Origin of the sequence: Mixta theicola, assembly GCF_002895925.1 — a bacterium.
Taxonomy (GTDB): Bacteria; Pseudomonadota; Gammaproteobacteria; order Enterobacterales; family Enterobacteriaceae; genus Mixta; species Mixta theicola.
The window spans coordinates 36,963-54,545 of record NZ_NWUO01000012.1; the positions used below are offsets into that span (position 1 = coordinate 36,963).

General features: G+C 51.2%; 18 protein-coding genes and 1 pseudogene. 4 read left to right on the top strand and 15 right to left on the bottom strand.

What is annotated here, in order from left to right; all coding sequences use genetic code 11:
* Positions 1-3 precede the first annotated feature (3 nt).
* The 3 genes from spoT to gmk are packed head-to-tail and all read right to left on the bottom strand — an operon-like array spanning position 4 to position 3,091.
* Positions 4-2,118 (bottom strand): bifunctional GTP diphosphokinase/guanosine-3',5'-bis pyrophosphate 3'-pyrophosphohydrolase, encoded by a 2,115-nt coding sequence (gene spoT / locus COO59_RS15440; RefSeq protein ID WP_103060659.1) that lies wholly within the window; start codon positions 2,116-2,118, stop codon positions 4-6.
* A gap of 19 nt (positions 2,119-2,137) precedes the next feature.
* Positions 2,138-2,413 carry a DNA-directed RNA polymerase subunit omega gene (rpoZ, locus tag COO59_RS15445; protein WP_085069262.1) on the bottom strand — a complete coding sequence of 92 codons (276 nt, stop codon included), beginning with the start codon at positions 2,411-2,413 and terminating at the stop codon, positions 2,138-2,140.
* 54 nt (positions 2,414-2,467) lie between these two features.
* Entirely contained in the window at positions 2,468-3,091 is a 624-nt protein-coding gene (gene gmk, locus COO59_RS15450) for a guanylate kinase (RefSeq protein WP_103060660.1), read from the bottom strand.
* A gap of 250 nt (positions 3,092-3,341) precedes the next feature.
* Between gmk and ligB the strand changes: the two genes are divergently transcribed.
* Complete coding sequence (gene ligB, locus COO59_RS15455; RefSeq protein ID WP_103060661.1) at positions 3,342-5,105, top strand: NAD-dependent DNA ligase LigB; 1,764 nt, start codon at positions 3,342-3,344, stop codon at positions 5,103-5,105.
* Here ligB and COO59_RS15460 read toward each other — a convergent pair.
* The 8 genes and pseudogenes from COO59_RS15460 to COO59_RS15495 form a co-directional block, all read right to left on the bottom strand.
* Positions 5,080-5,697 carry a trimeric intracellular cation channel family protein gene (locus COO59_RS15460; protein WP_103060662.1) on the bottom strand — a complete coding sequence of 206 codons (618 nt, stop codon included), beginning with the start codon at positions 5,695-5,697 and terminating at the stop codon, positions 5,080-5,082. The two genes, ligB and COO59_RS15460, sit on opposite strands and share 26 nt — an antisense overlap.
* Positions 5,698-6,045: 348 nt before the next feature.
* Positions 6,046-6,303 carry an oligosaccharide flippase family protein gene (locus tag COO59_RS21665; protein ID WP_121494944.1) on the bottom strand — a complete coding sequence of 86 codons (258 nt, stop codon included), beginning with the start codon at positions 6,301-6,303 and terminating at the stop codon, positions 6,046-6,048.
* Positions 6,304-6,552: 249 nt separating this feature from the next.
* Positions 6,553-6,828: a bacteriocin immunity protein gene (locus COO59_RS15470; RefSeq protein WP_103060664.1), complete on the bottom strand. Its 276-nt coding sequence runs from the start codon at positions 6,826-6,828 to the stop codon at positions 6,553-6,555.
* Positions 6,829-7,445: 617 nt separating this feature from the next.
* Positions 7,446-7,841: a polyketide cyclase gene (locus COO59_RS15475; RefSeq protein ID WP_103060665.1), complete on the bottom strand. Its 396-nt coding sequence runs from the start codon at positions 7,839-7,841 to the stop codon at positions 7,446-7,448.
* Positions 7,842-8,568: 727 nt separating this feature from the next.
* Positions 8,569-9,030: pseudogene (locus COO59_RS15480) on the bottom strand (DUF943 family protein).
* A gap of 28 nt (positions 9,031-9,058) precedes the next feature.
* Positions 9,059-9,571, bottom strand: coding sequence for a YPO3983 family protein (locus COO59_RS15485; RefSeq protein WP_103060666.1), 513 nt, complete (start codon positions 9,569-9,571; stop codon positions 9,059-9,061).
* 269 nt (positions 9,572-9,840) lie between these two features.
* Entirely contained in the window at positions 9,841-10,779 is a 939-nt protein-coding gene (locus COO59_RS15490; protein ID WP_103060667.1) for an NAD-dependent epimerase/dehydratase family protein, read from the bottom strand.
* A 193-nt stretch (positions 10,780-10,972) separates the two neighbouring features.
* Positions 10,973-11,803 carry an alpha/beta fold hydrolase gene (locus tag COO59_RS15495; protein ID WP_103060668.1) on the bottom strand — a complete coding sequence of 277 codons (831 nt, stop codon included), beginning with the start codon at positions 11,801-11,803 and terminating at the stop codon, positions 10,973-10,975.
* A gap of 184 nt (positions 11,804-11,987) precedes the next feature.
* On the opposite strand from COO59_RS15495, the gene COO59_RS15500 reads away from it, so the two are divergent.
* Positions 11,988-12,443, top strand: a complete 456-nt coding sequence (locus tag COO59_RS15500; RefSeq protein ID WP_103060669.1) for a MerR family transcriptional regulator — start codon at positions 11,988-11,990, stop codon at positions 12,441-12,443.
* A 214-nt stretch (positions 12,444-12,657) separates the two neighbouring features.
* Here COO59_RS15500 and COO59_RS15505 read toward each other — a convergent pair whose 3' ends face one another.
* Positions 12,658-13,521: a YicC/YloC family endoribonuclease gene (locus COO59_RS15505; RefSeq protein WP_103060670.1), complete on the bottom strand. Its 864-nt coding sequence runs from the start codon at positions 13,519-13,521 to the stop codon at positions 12,658-12,660.
* Positions 13,522-13,737: 216 nt separating this feature from the next.
* Between COO59_RS15505 and rph the strand changes: the two genes are divergently transcribed.
* Together rph and pyrE are read left to right on the top strand one after the other, a co-directional pair.
* Positions 13,738-14,454 carry a ribonuclease PH gene (gene rph / locus COO59_RS15510; protein WP_103060671.1) on the top strand — a complete coding sequence of 239 codons (717 nt, stop codon included), beginning with the start codon at positions 13,738-13,740 and terminating at the stop codon, positions 14,452-14,454.
* A gap of 59 nt (positions 14,455-14,513) precedes the next feature.
* Positions 14,514-15,155: an orotate phosphoribosyltransferase gene (pyrE, locus tag COO59_RS15515; protein ID WP_103060672.1), complete on the top strand. Its 642-nt coding sequence runs from the start codon at positions 14,514-14,516 to the stop codon at positions 15,153-15,155.
* Positions 15,156-15,215: 60 nt separating this feature from the next.
* Here pyrE and slmA read toward each other — a convergent pair whose 3' ends face one another.
* The 3 genes from slmA to coaBC form a co-directional block, all read right to left on the bottom strand.
* On the bottom strand, positions 15,216-15,812 hold the full coding sequence (slmA, locus tag COO59_RS15520) for a nucleoid occlusion factor SlmA (protein ID WP_103060673.1): 597 nt from the start codon (positions 15,810-15,812) through the stop codon (positions 15,216-15,218).
* A 120-nt stretch (positions 15,813-15,932) separates the two neighbouring features.
* A complete protein-coding gene (gene dut / locus COO59_RS15525; RefSeq protein WP_165786526.1) occupies positions 15,933-16,391 on the bottom strand; it encodes a dUTP diphosphatase in 459 nt (152 codons plus the stop codon).
* Positions 16,369-17,583, bottom strand: coding sequence for a bifunctional phosphopantothenoylcysteine decarboxylase/phosphopantothenate--cysteine ligase CoaBC (gene coaBC / locus COO59_RS15530; RefSeq protein ID WP_103060675.1), 1,215 nt, complete (start codon positions 17,581-17,583; stop codon positions 16,369-16,371). Before coaBC ends, dut begins: the two co-directional genes overlap by 23 nt.

The window sequence follows — 17,583 nt, forward strand, 5'->3', positions numbered from 1 at the left end:
GCGTTAGTTTCGGTTACGGTGAACTTTGATGACGTCCGGCATTACACGAATTTTGCGCATAATATTCGCCAAATGAACGCGATCGCGGGCCGTCAAACGAATAAAGGCGCTGTAAACGCGGCCGTCACGTTCTTCCGTGTTCAGGCTTTGAATATTCGATTTGGCCGTGTTAATCGCCGCCGTCAGGTTCGCCAGCGCGCCCTGATGATTAAACATATCGACTTTAATCTCAGCGACAAACTCCTGCTCGGTCACCTTATCCCATTCCACCGCCATAAATTTTTCGGGCTCTTTCTGATAGCCACGAATGTTACGGCACGACTCATGGTGAACCACCAGGCCCTTACCGGGACTGACGTGCGCCACAATCGGGTCGCCAGGAATCGGACGACAGCACTTCGCAAAGGTAATCAGCACGCCATCGGCGCCTTTAATCGGCAGCTTGCTGCGTGACGTGGCGCTGGTGGAAAGGCCGCCCGCCGTATCCAGCAGGTTTTTCGCTACCACGACGCTCATCGCGTTGCCCAGACCGATTTCCGCCAGCAGATCGTCCAGCGACGCCAGCTTCATCCGCTCCAGCTCTTGCTCAATGCTGGCCGGTGAAATCTCAGCCAGTTTACGGCTGCCGCCCAGCGCATGATTAAGCAGGCGACGTCCCAGGCTCACCGAGTCTTCGCGCTTGAGGTTTTTCAGCAGCTGACGGATCTTGGCGCGCGCTTTTGAACTGACGACAAAGTTAAGCCAGGCGGCATTGGGCCGGGCGCCGGGAGCGGTAATAATTTCCACCGTCTGGCCGCTGGCCAACGGCTGTGAAAGGGGATAGGGCTGCCGATCGACGCGTGCGCCCACGCAGGCATGACCAATATCGGTATGCACCGCATAGGCGAAGTCCACCGGCGTAGCGCCAGCGGGCAGTTCGACAATACGCCCTTCCGGCGTAAAAACGTAAATCTCATCCGGGAACAGATCGGATTTCACGCTTTCGATAAACTCAAAGGAGCTACCGGCGCTTTGCTGCAGTTCCAGCAGGCTTTGCAGCCAGCGCTGCGCACGAATCTGTGCGGTGGTGCCGCTCTCGCCCTGCTCTTTCTCTTTATAAGCCCAGTGCGCCGCAACCCCCATCTCCGCCATCTGATCCATATCTTCCGTACGGATCTGTACCTCAACCGGCACGCCATGTGGGCCAATCATTGAGGTATGCAGCGACTGATAGCCGTTCGCTTTCGGGATGGCGATATAATCCTTCACCCGGCCCGGACGCGGCTTATACAGGCTATGCATCTGACCCAGCACGCGATAGCAGGTATCCACATCGCGGACGATCACGCGAAACGCGTAAATATCCATAATGGAGTGGAAGCGCTGCTCTTTCAGATGCATTTTGCAGTAAATGGAATAGAGGTGTTTTTCGCGGCCAAATACGCGGCAGGAAATACCGGCCTCCTGCAAACGTCCTTCAATCTCCGCGAGGATTTTCTGGATCATCTCCTTACGGTTACCGCGCGCGGCCTTCACCACTTCTTTAATTACGCGATAACGGTTGGGATAGAGCGCTTCGAAGCCCAGCTCTTCCAGCTCGGTTTTCAGATGATGAATACCCAGGCGGTGCGCCAGCGGGCTATAGATTTCCAGCGTTTCACGCGCAATGCGCCGCCGTTTATCTGGCCGCAGCGAACCCAACGTGCGCATATTATGCGTACGGTCGGCCAGCTTGATCAGGATGACGCGAATATCCTGCACCATCGCCATGATCATCTTGCGGAAGTTCTCCGCCTGCGCCTCTTTTTTATCACGGAACTTCAGCTTATCCAGCTTGGATACGCCTTCAACCAGTTCGGCAACGCTTTTACCGAACAGCTGTTCCATGTCCTGATAGGTGGCGGGCGTGTCTTCAATCACGTCATGCAGCAGCGCGGCCATGAGCGTTTCATAGTCGAGCTTCATTTCCGCCAGGATACAGGCGACGGCGACGGGATGAGTGATATAGGGCTCACCGCTGGAGCGAGTCTGCCCCTCGTGAGCATCACGTGCGACAAGGTAAGCTTGCTTGAGGCGCTTAATCTGCTCCTCAGGCAAGTATTTTTCAATCAGCTGATTGAGACTTTCAAAAAGATACAAGGGCGAGCCTTCCGGCTAATTAACGACGACCTTCAGCGATAGCGGTAACAGCCTGCAACTCGGCGGCTTCTTGCTCATGCTGCTCCTGGCGCTCACGGACATCAAGGATCTGATTGGTGATCAGGCCTTCTTCGATTTCGCGCAGAGCGATAACGGTCGGTTTATCGTTCTCTTCCGGTACCAGCGGATCTTTACCGCTCACCTGCATCTGACGTGCGCGACGTGCAGCGACCAGAACCAGGTCAAAACGGTTACCAATTTTTTCTACTGCGTCCTGAACGGTTACGCGTGCCATAAATGTGCTACTCCACAGGTGAAGAAATGACTGGGCATAATACTGAAAGTGACTTCAGTCTGCCAATAGTTTGCTGATTAATGCATCATGCCGGGCTTTTTGACGGCCCATACGCAGACGCTCAGCGCGAATAATGGTTTTCAGATCCGACAGCGCCAGATCAAAATCATCATTAACGATTAAATAGTCGTACTCGGCATAGTGGCTCATTTCCGCAACGGCCTGAGCCATGCGGCGAGCGATAACCTCTTCGCTATCCTGACCACGACCGCGTAAGCGGCGATCCAGCTCCTCTTTCGAGGGCGGTAAAACAAAGATACTGCGCGCCGTGGGCAATTTCTGCCGAATCTGCTGCGCGCCCTGCCAGTCAATATCCAGGAAGACATCAACGCCGGTCGCCAGCACTTGATCAATGGCCTCGCGCGAAGTGCCGTAATAGTTACCAAACACTTCAGCATGCTCAAGAAAAGCATCCTGCTCAATCATCGCTTCAAAGCCTTGTTTAGAAACGAAGTAATAGTGCTCGCCGTGCTGCTCGCCGGGGCGCATTTCGCGCGTCGTATGCGAAATGGATACCTGTGTATCGTAGAGCGGCTGCGTTTTCAGCATAGCCTGAATCAGACTGGATTTGCCTGCGCCGCTGGGGGCGGAAATAATATAAAGCGTGCCTTGAGCCATGATAGTTCTTGAAGTGTGTAAAAGAGCGGAGTCTGTTTCCTGCACAGTATACACGGCTTGCCGCCGCCATGCAGCGTTTGCTCCGTTCCGCTGTGGTTTTTCTTCTTTTCTGGAAAGTAAACCGCGTGAGGCGTGGTGGTTTGCACGCTTTGCAAAAAAATTCGCGCATGGTTTTCCAGTTTAGCTCCGTGCTTCTCGCCGCGTCGCCTTTAATACGTTCTACTGCAGCGGCTGAGAACAAGGAGGAACTATGTCAGGAAAGACGGCCTTATGGTTGCTGTGTCTGTTTGCCGGGGCGGCGCAGGCGCTATGTCCACGCTGGACGCCGGTGCGGGCAACGGAAGAAATAGCTCATCTCCAGCGGCAGCTACGCAGCTGGGATAAAGCCTACTATCGTGATGGCCAGACGTTGATTGATGACGCGCTGTACGACAGCCTGCAACAACGGTTACGGCAATGGCAGCACTGTTTCCAGCCCACGGCGGCGCCAGATCGCCCGGCCTGGGCCGATAACGGTACGGCCAGTCATCCTGTTGCGCATACGGGCGTAAAAAAACTACCGGATAAGCTGGCGGTGGCGTACTGGATGCAAGGCAAAGGGCCGCTATGGATACAGCCGAAAGTTGATGGCGTCGCGGTGACGTTAGTTTATCGCCAGGGAGAACTGGTTGCGTTGATTAGCCGTGGCGATGGCCTTAAGGGGCAGAACTGGCTGGACAAAGCCGCTTATATTCCCGCACTTCCGCAACAAATCCCTGATAAAAGGCCCGTATTGGTATTACAGGGCGAACTGTTTTTAACCGTGACCGATCATCGGCAGGCGACAGATGGCGGAAGTAACGCGCGCGCTCAGGTAGCGGGCGCGCTAATGCGGCGACAGCCTTCGCCATTACTTTCACAGCTGGGTATCTTTATCTGGGCATGGCCCGATGGACCGCAAACTATGGCGCTGCGGCAAACGGCGCTTAAGCAGTTAGGCTTTGGTTTAGCCAGCGCCTGGACGCAGCCGGTAATTAATGAAGAAGAGGTTGCGCTGTGGCGCGCGCGTTGGTTCCGCTCGCCGCTGCCCTTTGTGACCGATGGCGTGGTGATTCATCAGGCGCGTCGTTCAGCCGGTAAGCAATGGCTGCCTGGCAGTAACGAAGAGGTCGCCGCCTGGAAATATAACCCACCGGTTATCAGCAGCGAAGTGCAGTCCATTGATTTTCCGATAGGGCGCACCGGGAAAATCGCGGTGGTGCTTAATGTCGCGCCCGTGCAGCTGGATGATAAAACCGTGCGTCGTGTCAGCCTGGGCTCTTTAGCGCGATGGCAGGCGTTGGATATTGTACCGGGCGATCAGGTGGCGATTGGTCTGGCAGGACAGGGTATTCCGCACCTTGAAAAGGTGATCTGGCGGGTTATACAGCGCAATCGACCTAAGCCACCCGACCCGCAAAATTATCATAGCCTGAGCTGCTTTTATAACAGCGCGGACTGCCGAAAACAGTTTCTTTCCCGTCTGAGTTGGCTAAGCCAGCGGGAGGTTCTCGATCTACCGGGGATTCAGCGCAGCACCTGGCAGCGCCTGCTTCAGCATCCTGATTTTTTGCATCTCTTTTCCTGGCTCAATATGGATAGCGAGCAGCTTTCAGCTTTGCCGGGCATAACTCCACTGCGGGCCAGGCAAATCGTGCATTATTTTAACCGGGTGCGGCATCAGCCTTTTCGCCGTTGGGTAAAGGCGCTTGGCGTTCCTTTACCTGCCGCCGCGCTCAATGCGCTACCGGATAATAATTGGGCTCAGCTGCTGGCGCGCAGCCTGCAAAGCTGGCAGCAGTTGCCTGGCGTAGGCGCGACTCTGGCACAGCGAATTGATGCCTGGCTAAAGGATCAACAGGTAAGAGAACTGGTTGATTTTATTCAGCAATGGCAAGCTGCACAAAAAGAAGAGCCATCGGCCTCGTCACCCTATCCCGATTCGCTGGCATCGCCGGAAAATAAGGCTATTACTGCTCCGGATGCGGATAGTTAAAAACAGGCAGCCCCAGTCGGAAACGCAGCGCTAACAAACGGGAAAGAAAGCCGAACAGTAAGGTAATAAGGATTACCGTTTCATGCGATAGCGGCGTTTTTAACAGCAAAATATAGAGCCAGCCTGCGGCAAAGGCGATCCCGGCATATAGCTCTTTCTGGAACACCAGCGGAATGCGATTGCAAAACATATCGCGCAGCACACCGCCGAATACACCGGTAATTACCGCGCTAATGGCGGCAATAACAGAGGCGTGTCCCATATCAAGCGCAACCTGAGCGCCAATAATGGAGAAAACCACTAATCCTAACGCATCCAGAACCAGAAAGACCTTGCGAAGATGAGTCATCAGAGGGGCAACAACCGTGGTGACTACGGCTGCGGCGGCGACAATCATGATGTATTCAGGATGTTTTACCCAGCCGAGCGGGTAGTGACCTAACAGCATGTCACGCACCGAACCGCCGCCAATGGCGGTTACCGATGCAATAATAATAACGCCAAAAAGATCCATTTTTCGTCGTCCGGCCGCAAGCGCGCCGGTCATCGCTTCGGCAGTAATGCCAATGATATAGAGTACGGTCAGTAACATAGCCAGCTCCAGGAAAACGGTGGCAAGCCTACAGCGCTTCTCTGAGTGTAGACGAGTGAAAATTTCTAAGGCATCCGCGTCCGGATTAGCTCTGTTTATGCGAAGCGGGAAACTGGTGAGCAAAAAACAATAAAAAAAGCGCGCTATAGCAGCGCGCTTAATAAAAATACCTGTTTACAGGTACTTATCCACCCATCAACAGCTTTTATTATTGTATTAATTTTTTTGTAATTTTTAACGTCACGGCAGGACGTATCTTACACAGCACAATTGGTTTGAGTTCGGGCGCCAGCGGATCCTGGCTACTCTGTAACGGCAGGTCCCTTATCAGGCCACCAGCGGCAATTTTTACCGTAAGCGCCCGTTTTCCTTTAATAAATCCCGGAAATTCTGTCCCTGAGAAGTAATAAAGGCAACAGATAGCGCTTCAATAAAGTCATTCAGCTCTGGCTGATGGAATAACTCGCTAATATGGTGACTGTTAAAACAGAAAACGACCACAACGGCCACGCCAATAAAAATTTCAGCTAGTATAAAAACCTGTTTCAGATAAAGTTTTTCGCTATATATCTGAACTGGATAACCTAAAATTAGCAAGCATATCAACCCGTGAAAAAATAACCAAAGTAATGGTCAGTAAAGTACACTGTTTCGGCTCGATCGCCCTGACAAGCAGCTAACTGTAAAATGCCAGGCACAATCGTTGTTGCTGATGAAACGACTGACCATTTTATGCCATTAATTGCTTTTTATTTCAATTGCATAATGCGTTATTGATGGTAAAAAATCGGTGTTGGCATAAGAGCGCCCTGACTATTATTCTTCTAATTTTTATAGCAGGGAAAGCAACTTTTATTATAAGGCAATAGCATGATAATCATCTCTGAAACAAGGAAGCCCATGCTGACCCCGCCAGGATTTTATCACGTCCACCATGCTTTGTGGCGTGGTGATATTAAAATCCTGCGGATATAAAATAAGATCGGTGCCAGCCGGATGGCCTGATAATAAAACGAATTCCGTTACTGCTTTCATTAATCCTTCGGTAGTCTCAAATTCAGCTAACAGTATTTTATGTGCGAAATTAATAAACTCTTGCTCGGTAAAGTCTTGTAGAGATATGCGTTCCATAGGAAATTCCTGGAATGTCTGATTATTAGAAATTGCTGTGTGCAGGAAAACTTATAACTTTTTTCCTCTTAAGAAGCACCATAAGAAATATCCGAAACTGCGGTTATAGTAATAAATGGATGTAAAAAATGAATGGATCAAAAAAAATAAAATCAACAAATGATAAATAAGCTGATGCTGACTTTATACCTTTATCAGCACGCTCAGAAATGTAAATTATTAACTTATTGATAAATAATTCTTTATCTGGCTGTTATTAAGAATTATCCGATTCAGAATAGATTAAATAAATTTATAAAACTCAACTTTTCCAAACGGAAACAGGTAAGCTTTCTGCATTGTTATCTCACACTAAATTTTTATTAGATCCGAACGTAGCTAAACGGGCTTTCGCTAAGGCTGCCCAGGAGCAAACGGCATTGCGTAACATTGTCGTCAGTACAGCGCAAAATTGCCGTCACTGCCGTTTACCGAGACGACCTGAGATTACGCCAGCAGGATAAGGGAGTCCGTTATCGCTGCTGACTATTCCGGTAAAACAGCACTACGCGGCTGCCTGTTTTCTGTACAGCGCAGAATAACCGGTGTCGGGGAAGTTCTCGCTGGCGCTACTGCATTCAGGTCGTTACCAGATGATAAAGCTGCTGCAGGTTCTGCTGTAATAATGCTAATTCCTGCTGAAATTTTTCATCCGAGGTAAACGGCTGACGGAAATGCGTCAGCAGCACCTGCGCGCCTTCCTGATTGGGAACAATCCGCATCGGCATATAAATTTCCTTACCGAAACCATTGTCAATCCAGTAATCCATAACCCCATAGCTATTGTGCCCGGAAAAGCGGACCTTTAACGTTCCATCCGTTCCTTTGGCTTTCCAGTAACTCCCTTCTGCCTGTAACGGTACCTCACCGAATTGGGAAACCCAGTTTGGAAAATATTCTGGCTTCCAGATAGTTTCATAGAGATCCAGCCAATGACGTGTAATGGTCAGACTCAGCGTGTGTGATGGCAACATATTACCTCCGGAGTTGGGCCTGAAATGATTTAAGCATTGCGCAACGCGTAAGGGAATGGGGCATCGGCGTAAAACCATGTGCAAAAAATGATACCGCTCGCCAGAGGCAATGCTTAATCTGCAAACGGTTAGTTTTTCATCAGTGATAAGATAATGTGTGATCAACAAGCGTAGTAGCAGAGCTCACCACCGGCGCAGTTGCCGGCCTTTTTCACCTGCTATGAACACGAAATTCAAAGTGAAGCCTTTCGCGGCTGTATGTTTATGAACGCCGTTCTGGAGTTTGGTCATCGCTTGCAGACGTTACTGGAGATAAACCGTAACCTGCGTGAAGCGCTTATGCGCTGCTCAGCCAGATAGTCAGCCAATGGGTTAACGTTGAGAGCGTCCGGCTCCTGGCCTGAACATTTAATATGTTAAACGATGGCGCCATTATGTCTGAAGTGGCATGGGGTAAGTATATCCCTGTTCGCCCGCTCAACAGGCATGATCCACCGCCAAAACGTTACTGAATGCTGAAGGTATTAACTTTTAACCTTCCTTTACTGAAAATATGCGCCATTCATTTATTATCGCTTAAGTGAAAACGCAGCTTTAATGAGCGGTTTATGTTATCCGCATGTGGCTATATGAGTAACTGATGTTGCGTTGTTTTATATTATAGCTTTACTGAAGAGGTAAGCCTTAAAAATATCGTGCTTGTTGGTATTATGCGTGAGAAGAGGGTTTATTTACCTGTGGTTTTTACTATTTTATTATTTTCTAAACGGTAGTTTCTACCATTATAAATAATGAACAGTACCTGGTTGTATTTAATCCTTTTCACAGAAAAAAGCAGTTTTTTATCTATGCATTTTTCATTGTTTTTTATATCATCGAAGCATCTTCTGTCATACTTTTCTTCTTTTTTATAACCTTCACCAAAATCCCAAAAATTCACCGTGAAACTTCCATAGGATGCAGGCTTAGGGATACCATAATCTTTTTTAAGCATATCTTTATTTTCAAGCCACTAGTTTAATTTCCCTTTGTCCGTAAAAGGGAAGTTTCGGACTAAAACAGAGCTAAAATTTTGATCCTCATGAACAGCAACTATCTCTACCGGTCGCAGAGAAAGCCATGAGAGGTAACCCAGCAGAGCGCATCCTGACAGTAATAGCACGCATATTATTTTATTTTTTATCCGCATGGCGCTCTCCAGTAATTTCTACGGTTGCTTACATATTAGTCATAAAGGGTCTAAAGCCGAACTGGTTGTATCTTTGAAGCACAAACCAGATTCGAAAAAAGCGAAATTGGCTGAAAGAAAATTTTAATATATCAGAGCTATCCAGGCCAAAGTGATCCTGTACTTTGTAATGAACAACCGCACGATAGCATTTATTATCGATGTGTAGGGATCTAATGGTGATATGGGTCGCCCAGGTATCATGAACGGTAATGCCCATTCCGTTAAAACTATCCTGAAATCTGTCAAATTTAGGTAGTTTTCCATCCAAAATAGTTTTGCTTAGTTCTTTTTGTTGTTCTAAGGGAAAGTATCTATCCACCCAATCAATATAATATTCAAGCGTATTTTTTATTAGGGTTAACGTACTGTTTTTCGAGGTGTCATTCAATATTAACTGGGTTTCGGGTAAGTCACCGCAAAGCATATCATTTGCGCCATAATCATCCATTTGCTTTTGGGTGGTGAATATTGTGCAGGGAAACGGTAGTGCAGCTGCCATGATACATTCCTTGTGTCGTCCGTTATGCTCTTCCTTCAGAAATAGTACGCTGTGAATAGCGGCTGTGTAAATATCGAACAACTCCAGAGGCAGGTCACTTTGGCTGGGGTATAAACATCGTAATTGCGTTATTACTCATAACGTCTGAACTCTCCTGGTGCTTTCAACGTTATCCATTCCACAAAGCTACGATGTTTAGCCACCGAATGCATATTTTACTTTCCGAACCATCCCCTTCTGCAACAACAGTTCGCTTTTCAGATAGTTGCTTACTTTTGCCTGCCGCGCCATTCTCGCCAGATTTCTTCCAGGCCCTCACGGTAAGTCGTGACGGTGAACTCCGGGAAGCGATGTTTAAATTTTGTCGATTCAAACAGGTTGTCATATTCATACCGCGGCAGTAGCTCACGCATTTCACGGGCACCCTTAGAAAAAAGGCCCGCGACGGTCAGAGCCAGCTTACTGACGACGGAATATTCAGCTGCTTTGCCGGACACCTCACAGGCCAGCGAAACAAACTGTTTGTAGGTGAGCCGATCATCGCAGCAGGGCAGATGCCAGCTCTGGCCGAAAGCATCCGGAGTATTACCGATAACAGCAAGGGCACGACTGGCGTCGGGCGTCCAGATGAGCGTACGTAGTTTGTCGTCACGCACCGGTACACGTGGCCGTTTGTCTGCCTTCAGCTTGTCGATGATTAGCGCGTTGGTGAAACTCTGCGTCCTCGCCGGCCCGTAGAACTCTGGTGCGCGCCCGATGACCACAGGAATGGCCTTGCGTTTCATCTCTTCAAGCACCATGTTCGTCATCAATTCACGCACCTTTCCTTTCCGCCCGCCGGGAGCGAAGCGCGTTTCTTCTGTCTGTGGATTGTCGTTCTGAGGATACATATAGGTGTTGTCAAAATAGACAAATTTAGCTCCCGCCGTTCGGGTTGCATCGAGCGCATTTTTCAGCATCGTCGGGAATTGCTGCTCCCACAATGTCGAGTCCGCCGGCAAGCCAGCAGTAAAATAGACCAAACTGCTTCCTTTCACCGCTTCCCGTGTTTGTTCCGCGTCAAGCAGATTTGCCGCTACAGTAATATCGCTGTTATTAACCTTTCGCGGGCTGCGGCTTACCAGTCGCAGGTCATCGGTGTATGAGCGTTTCAGCTCACGGGCAAGCTCTTGTGCAATCTGTCCATTAGCGCCCAGAATCGTTTGCATCTCAGTTCCTCACTTTCGAATCCTGACGCAAGGCATATGTTTCCGGCGCGCGTCGTAAACCATAAAAGTTTACGGACATGGCGGGATGTTGTACGCCCTTGCATCGTAAGTAGCCCCCAGCTCTGCTCTTGCGGGGGCTATCTGATAATGGCTTTCAAGGGGTCACGGCTGACGCGAGTTTGTGGTCAGCACATCAGCTATTCACAAACGCCAGCAGGTCGGCATTGACCTGGTCAGCATGCGTGGTTGGGATGCCATGCGGCGCCCCTTTGTAGGTATTCAGCGTACCGTTCCTGACCAGGCTTGCCGAAAGCAAACCTGAATCATGGTAGGGAACGACCTGATCGTCATCCCCATGGATCACCAGTACCGGGATGGAAATACTTTTGAGATCTTCGGTGAAATCAGTCTGTGAAAAGGCAACGATTCCGTCATAGTGCGCTTTGGCTCCCCCCATCATTCCCTGGCGCCACCAGTTCCAAATCACTGCCTCCGACGGGCTGGCTGCTGGGCGGTTGTAACCATAGAAGGGACCTGCGGGAATATCGTAATAGAACTGCGCCTGATTAGCGGCCAGCTGTGCCTGGAAGTCATCAAACACCGACTTAGGTGTACCTTGCGGATTATCTTCAGTTTTTATCATCAGCGGCGGGACGGCGCTAATCAGCACGGCTTTGGAAACTTTATCTTCGCCGTGGCGAGCAATGTAACGTACGACCTCGCCGCCGCCGGTTGAATGCCCCACGTGCATTGCGCTCTGGATGCCTAAATGCTGAACCACCGCTGCAACTTCGTCGGCATAATGGTCCATATCATGCCCGTTCCACACCTGGCTGGAACGTCCGTGACCACGTCTGTCATGTGCGACGACCCTGAACCCCTTGTTCACAAAGAACAGCATCTGGGTGTCCCAGTCATCGCTGGACAGTGGCCAGCCGTGGTGGAAGAAAATCACTTTTCCATTTTCAGGTCCCCAGTCCTTATAGAAAATATCAACGCCGTCGTTGGTTGTTACGTAACCCATATCGTTTCTCCGGTTCAGTAAGTTTTCAAAGGGAGAGGCTTGTCCTGCGTATGGCTCGCGGCCCTGAACGCCTGGCAGGAGGATAAACGCCAGTGTTTGCGGGCTGCTCCGGCAACGATTTTCTGTTGATCGCTTAAAAAGTATAAGTTTAAAGTTAACTTTAAGGTCAATAGGGGGAAACGGAATGAAAATTGGTGAACTGGCAAAAGCTACGGGAGTTACGCCCTCCCGTATTCGCTTTTATGAAGCAGAAGGTCTGATTACTCCTCCTCCGCGTCAGGGAAATGGGTATCGTCATTATTCTTCAGAAGTGGCAGGCTTGCTGAAGATTATCGATAACGCGCAGCGCGCGGGCTTTTCACTGGAGCAAATTCGCCGCTTTCTACCGCAACAACAGAAAAAGTGGGATCACGAGAGGCTTATCCAGTCGCTGAAGACGCGTGTATCGGAGATCGAACTGATGCAGAAGCAACTTGAAGAGAGTAGGAAAGAACTGCTGAATTTGATCGCCAGCATTACGAATCGGCCCGATGGGATTTCATGTGAAGATAACACGCAGCGCCTGATAGGGCAGATGCAAGTCCTTGAGCCGGTAAAAGGGAACGGTAAAAATAGGTTCAGAAGCAAACAGCCTGCTTAAAACACCCTCCGATTAAGCAAGCTGAATAGGAGATAGCGGAATGGGTGCCGGATGTTGAGACAGGCTTAAGCGTATGTATTTAAACCTGAATAAGTACCCTTTGAATTTGTGCTGTAGTGATACGAGACGAGACTATCTAAAAAAAGGCCATGATTTACAATGGCCTTTTTATCCTGACGATACTTAGTGAGACAACGCGAGATCGCGTGAAACTTTACTCGATATTCTGAATCTGCTCGCGCATTTGCTCAATAAGCACCTTCAGCTCAATCGCTGAAGCGGTCACATCGGCATTAATCGATTTTGACCCCAGCGTATTCGATTCACGGTTAAATTCCTGCATCATGAAGTCAAGACGGCGGCCAACGGCCTCTTTCTTTTTCAGGATGTTATAGGTTTCTTTAACGTGCGCTTCGAGACGATCAAGCTCCTCGGCAACGTCAATGCGCTGAGCCATCATCACCAGCTCCTGCTCAACGCGATTGTTATCCAGCTGTAGCTCAGCCTCTTCCAGTTTGGTCACCAGGCGATCGCGTTGCCATTTCAGAATGTCCGGCATCCAGGCGCGTACTTTTTTCACTTCGGCGCTAACGCCCTCAAGACGCTGCTCAATCATGCCTTTCAGTGCGGCACCTTCGCTTTCACGCGCGGTGATAAAATCATCAATCGCCAGTTCCAGCGCGGCTATCAGCTCCGCGTTAATCGCATCTAAATCCTGCTCCTGAGCGGACATCACGCCAGGCCAGCGTAAAATATCGACCGGATCAATCGCGCCATCGGCGTTTTGCTGTTTCACCCACTGCGCGGCTTCCAGTAACTGTTTTGCCAGCGGTTGATTCAGAATTAAGGCGCTTTGCGCGCTCGGATCGGCATCGAAGCGTAAATTGCACTCAATCTTCCCGCGCGTCAGGCGATTACGCAGACGTTCACGTATAACCGGCTCCAGGCTGCGGAACTGTTCCGGCAGGCGGATGTAAGTTTCAAGATAGCGCTGGTTCACGGAACGAAGCTCCCAGGCTGCGCTGCCCCATTCGCCTTTGGTTTCACGCCGGGCGTAGGCGGTCATGCTGCGGATCATTTTGCGTACCCGTATTCAGGAAAGATGGGGGAATTATAGCGACGCGGGCCTTTCCTTAACAGGTATAAGCGCCGGTTAACGAAAATAGCCGGTGATAATGGCGGGCGATAAAAAGATTAATATCGGTTAGCGCGCGCTGAAAAAGCATGTTCGGTAGGCAGGCAAGGCTGAAAACCGTATAATGCGCAGCCAATATTAGCAAGCCGGAGAAAAACCATGCGTCCAGCAGGCCGTCTCACACAGCAGGTGCGTCCCGTTACCCTGACTCGTCACTACACCAAACATGCAGAAGGTTCTGTACTGGTTGAATTCGGCGATACCAAAGTGCTTTGTAACGCGACCGTAGAAGAGGGCGTGCCGCGCTTCCTTAAAGGTCAGGGGCAGGGCTGGATTACCGCCGAATACGGCATGCTGCCGCGCTCAACCCACAGCCGCAACGCGCGCGAAGCCGCGAAGGGCAAACAGGGCGGGCGCACGCTTGAGATCCAGCGTCTGATTGCGCGTTCGCTGCGCGCCGCCGTCGATCTCAAAGCGCTGGGTGAATATACCATTACGCTCGATTGCGATGTGCTGCAGGCTGACGGCGGTACCCGTACGGCTTCCATTACCGGTGCCTGCGTGGCGCTGGCGGATGCGCTGAATGCGCTGGTAGCTGCCGGTAAGCTGGCGAAAAACCCGATGAAAGGCATGGTGGCGGCGATCTCCGTGGGCATTGTTAACGGCGAAGCGCTATGCGATCTGGAATATGTCGAAGACTCTGCGGCTGAAACCGATATGAATGTGGTGATGATGGAAGATGGCCGCATGATCGAGGTACAGGGCACGGCCGAAGGCGAACCCTTCAGCCATGAAGAGCTGCTGACGCTGCTGGCATTAGCGCGAGACGGCATCGATACCTTGATTCAGGCGCAGAAGGCGGCGCTAAACAGCTAATTATTTCAGGCGACCAGAGAGTCGCCTTTTTTATCGTTAAATTTTGAGGAGAGTTAAAGATGAAAGCCTGGCAGCGTGAGTTTATTGAGTTTGCTTTAAACAAACAGGTATTAAAATTTGGCGAATTTACCCTGAAGTCGGGGCGTAAAAGCCCTTACTTCTTTAATGCCGGCCTGTTTAATACCGGACGCGATTTGGCGCTGCTGGGCCGTTTTTACGCGCAGGCGCTGGTTGATTCCGGCGTCGATTTCGATCTGCTGTTTGGCCCGGCTTACAAAGGGATCCCCATCGCCACGACCACCGCCGTTGCGCTCGCTGACCATCATCAGCGCGACGTTCCCTACTGTTTTAACCGTAAGGAAGCGAAAGATCACGGCGAGGGCGGCACGTTAGTCGGCAGCCCGCTGCAGGGGCGCGTTATGCTGGTAGACGATGTGATTACCGCTGGCACCGCCATTCGTGAGTCGATGGAGATTATTGCGGCTAACGGCGCAAGCCTGGCCGGCGTGCTGATTTCACTCGATCGTCAGGAGCGTGGACGCGGCGAAATATCTGCGATTCAGGAAGTGGAGCGCGATTATCAGTGCCACGTTACCGCGATTATCACGCTAAGCGATTTGATCGAATACCTTGAGGAAAAGCCTGAGATGGCCGATCACCTGGCTGCGGTGCGTAACTATCGTCAAAGCTACGGTATTTAAACTTCCATGATACCGCGTCGCCGGGCTTACGCTGACCCGGCGGTCTTCGTGCTCTGTGCGCTACACCAGCTGCGCCGCCAGCAGCGGCCAGCGTACGTCAAACTCCTGCGTAGGCAGATAGCGGAACTCTGAGCGCACAAAGCGCGACAGCATCCCCTCACAGAAAGCCAGCAGCTGGCTGGCAAGCAGCGTTTCGTCGGTGGCGAAGCCTTCCCCTTCACGCATTCTGCGCTCGCGCATGACCTGCCTCAGCTGGGCTTCGATACGCTCGAAAAGCTGGTTAATGCGACCCTGTAGACGATCCTGCTCGAACATTAGCGCATGGCCGGTGAGAATACGCGTCAGGCCAGGATTAAGCTCGCCAAAACCCAGGATCAGCTGCACGATCATACGCAGACGCGTCATGGTCTCTTTTTCATCTTTCAGAATAGCGTTGATGCGTGTGATCAGGCTGTCTTCAATAAATTCGATCAGGCTGTCAAACATCCGCGTTTTGCTGGGAAAGTGACGGTAAAGCGCGGCTTCAGAAACACCTACCGTGGCGGCCAGCTTAGCGGTAGTAATGCGCTGACTCCCGTCGCTGGACTCCAGCATCTGCGCCAGAGCCTGCAGGATTTCATCGCGACGATTCCTTTTCGCGCTCTTTTTTTCTGCCATGACGTTATAAACCCCTGAGATTTATCATAAACGGGCAAAGGCCCACGCAACATCCGTGAGAAGGCGTCTCACGGTGCTGAAAAATAAACAATTTGGGTTGCGGAGGATGTTGCTGTGCGTTTAATTCCGGCCGGAGTGACCGAAACCGCCTTCACCACGCGCGCTGGCGTCAAAATCTTCAACCAGATTAAATTCTGCCTGCACGACCGGCACGAAAACCAGCTGAGCAATGCGTTCGCCAGGCTGGATAGTAAAGCTCTCCTGGCCGCGGTTCCATACGGAAACCATCAGCTGACCCTGGTAATCAGAATCAATCAGCCCAACCAGATTGCCCAGTACGATGCCATGCTTATGACCAAGGCCAGAACGCGGCAGAATAACGGCGGCCAGAGAGGGATCGGCAATATGAATCGCCAGGCCGGTTGGCAGCAGCGTTGTGGCGCCAGGCGCCAGTTCCTGCGGGGCATCAAGACAGGCGCGCAAATCCAGACCTGCGGAGCCGGAGGTGGCATAGGTTGGCAGAGGAAATTCTTTGCCTACGCGCGCATCAATAATCTTAACGTCGATTTTTTTCATCATAACGGCTGACAATCTCGTCTAATAACTGCTGGCCAAGGAGAGTTTTATCTGCGAGAGGCAAAACTTTTTCTCCCTCCTGCCAGAAAAGGTGAAGAGCATTAGTATCGCTGTTGAAACCTTGCCCGGATTTGGATACATCGTTGGCGCAGATAAGGTCCAGATTTTTCCGCACACGTTTTTGTTGGGCGTATTCTTCCACATTACGGGTTTCAGCAGCAAACCCTACAACATACGGACGCCGTTTGAGCATAGCGCCGACGCCTGCGACAATATCGGGGTTTTTTACCATTTTCAGCGTGATCTCATCACCCTGTTTTTTGATTTTGTCTGGCGCTATCTCTGCTGCGCGGTAGTCTGCCACGGCTGCGCTGCCAATGAAAATATCTTGCTGCGTAATATGCAACATTACCGTCTTTTCCATCTCTAGCGCGCTGGTGACGTCAATACGCGTTACTCCTGCAGGCGTAGCCAGCGCTACCGGGCCGGCAACCAGCGTTACGTTGGCACCGCGCGCGGCGGCGGCGGCGGCAATGGCGAAGCCCATCTTGCCGGAACTGTGATTGGTAATATAACGCACCGGGTCAAGCGCTTCGCGCGTCGGGCCGGCGGTAATCATAATGTTGAGGCGTTGCAGATCGTTGACGGACATTGACCAGGCTACGGCGCGATCGACAATCGCCAGCGGGTCGAGCATGCGGCCCGGTCCAATATCGCCGCACGCCTGGCTGCCGCTGTCCGGCCCCCAGATCAAAATGCCGCGTCCGGTAAGGCGCAGCAGGTTTTCCTGCGTGGGCAGGGCGCGGTACATTTGCTGGTTCATTGCAGGCACCACGGCAATGGGCGCGGCGGTCGCCAGACAGAGCGTGGTAACCAGATCGTTAGCCATGCCCGCCGCTACGCGCGCAATGAGATCGGCCGTGGCGGGCGCCAGAATTACCAGATCGGCCCATTTCCCCAGTTCAATATGACCCATTGCGGCTTCTGCCGCCGGGTCGAGCAGATCATCATAAACCGGATAACCGGAAACCGCCTGAAGCGTCAGCGGAGTGATAAAGGCTTTGGCGGCCTCGGTCATGACTACGCGTACTTCGGCGCCGCGCTCGCGCAGGCGCCGCACCAGCTCAGGCGTTTTGTAAGCCGCAATGCCGCCGCTGACGCCCAATACAATATGTTTACCGGTTAATCCCATCAT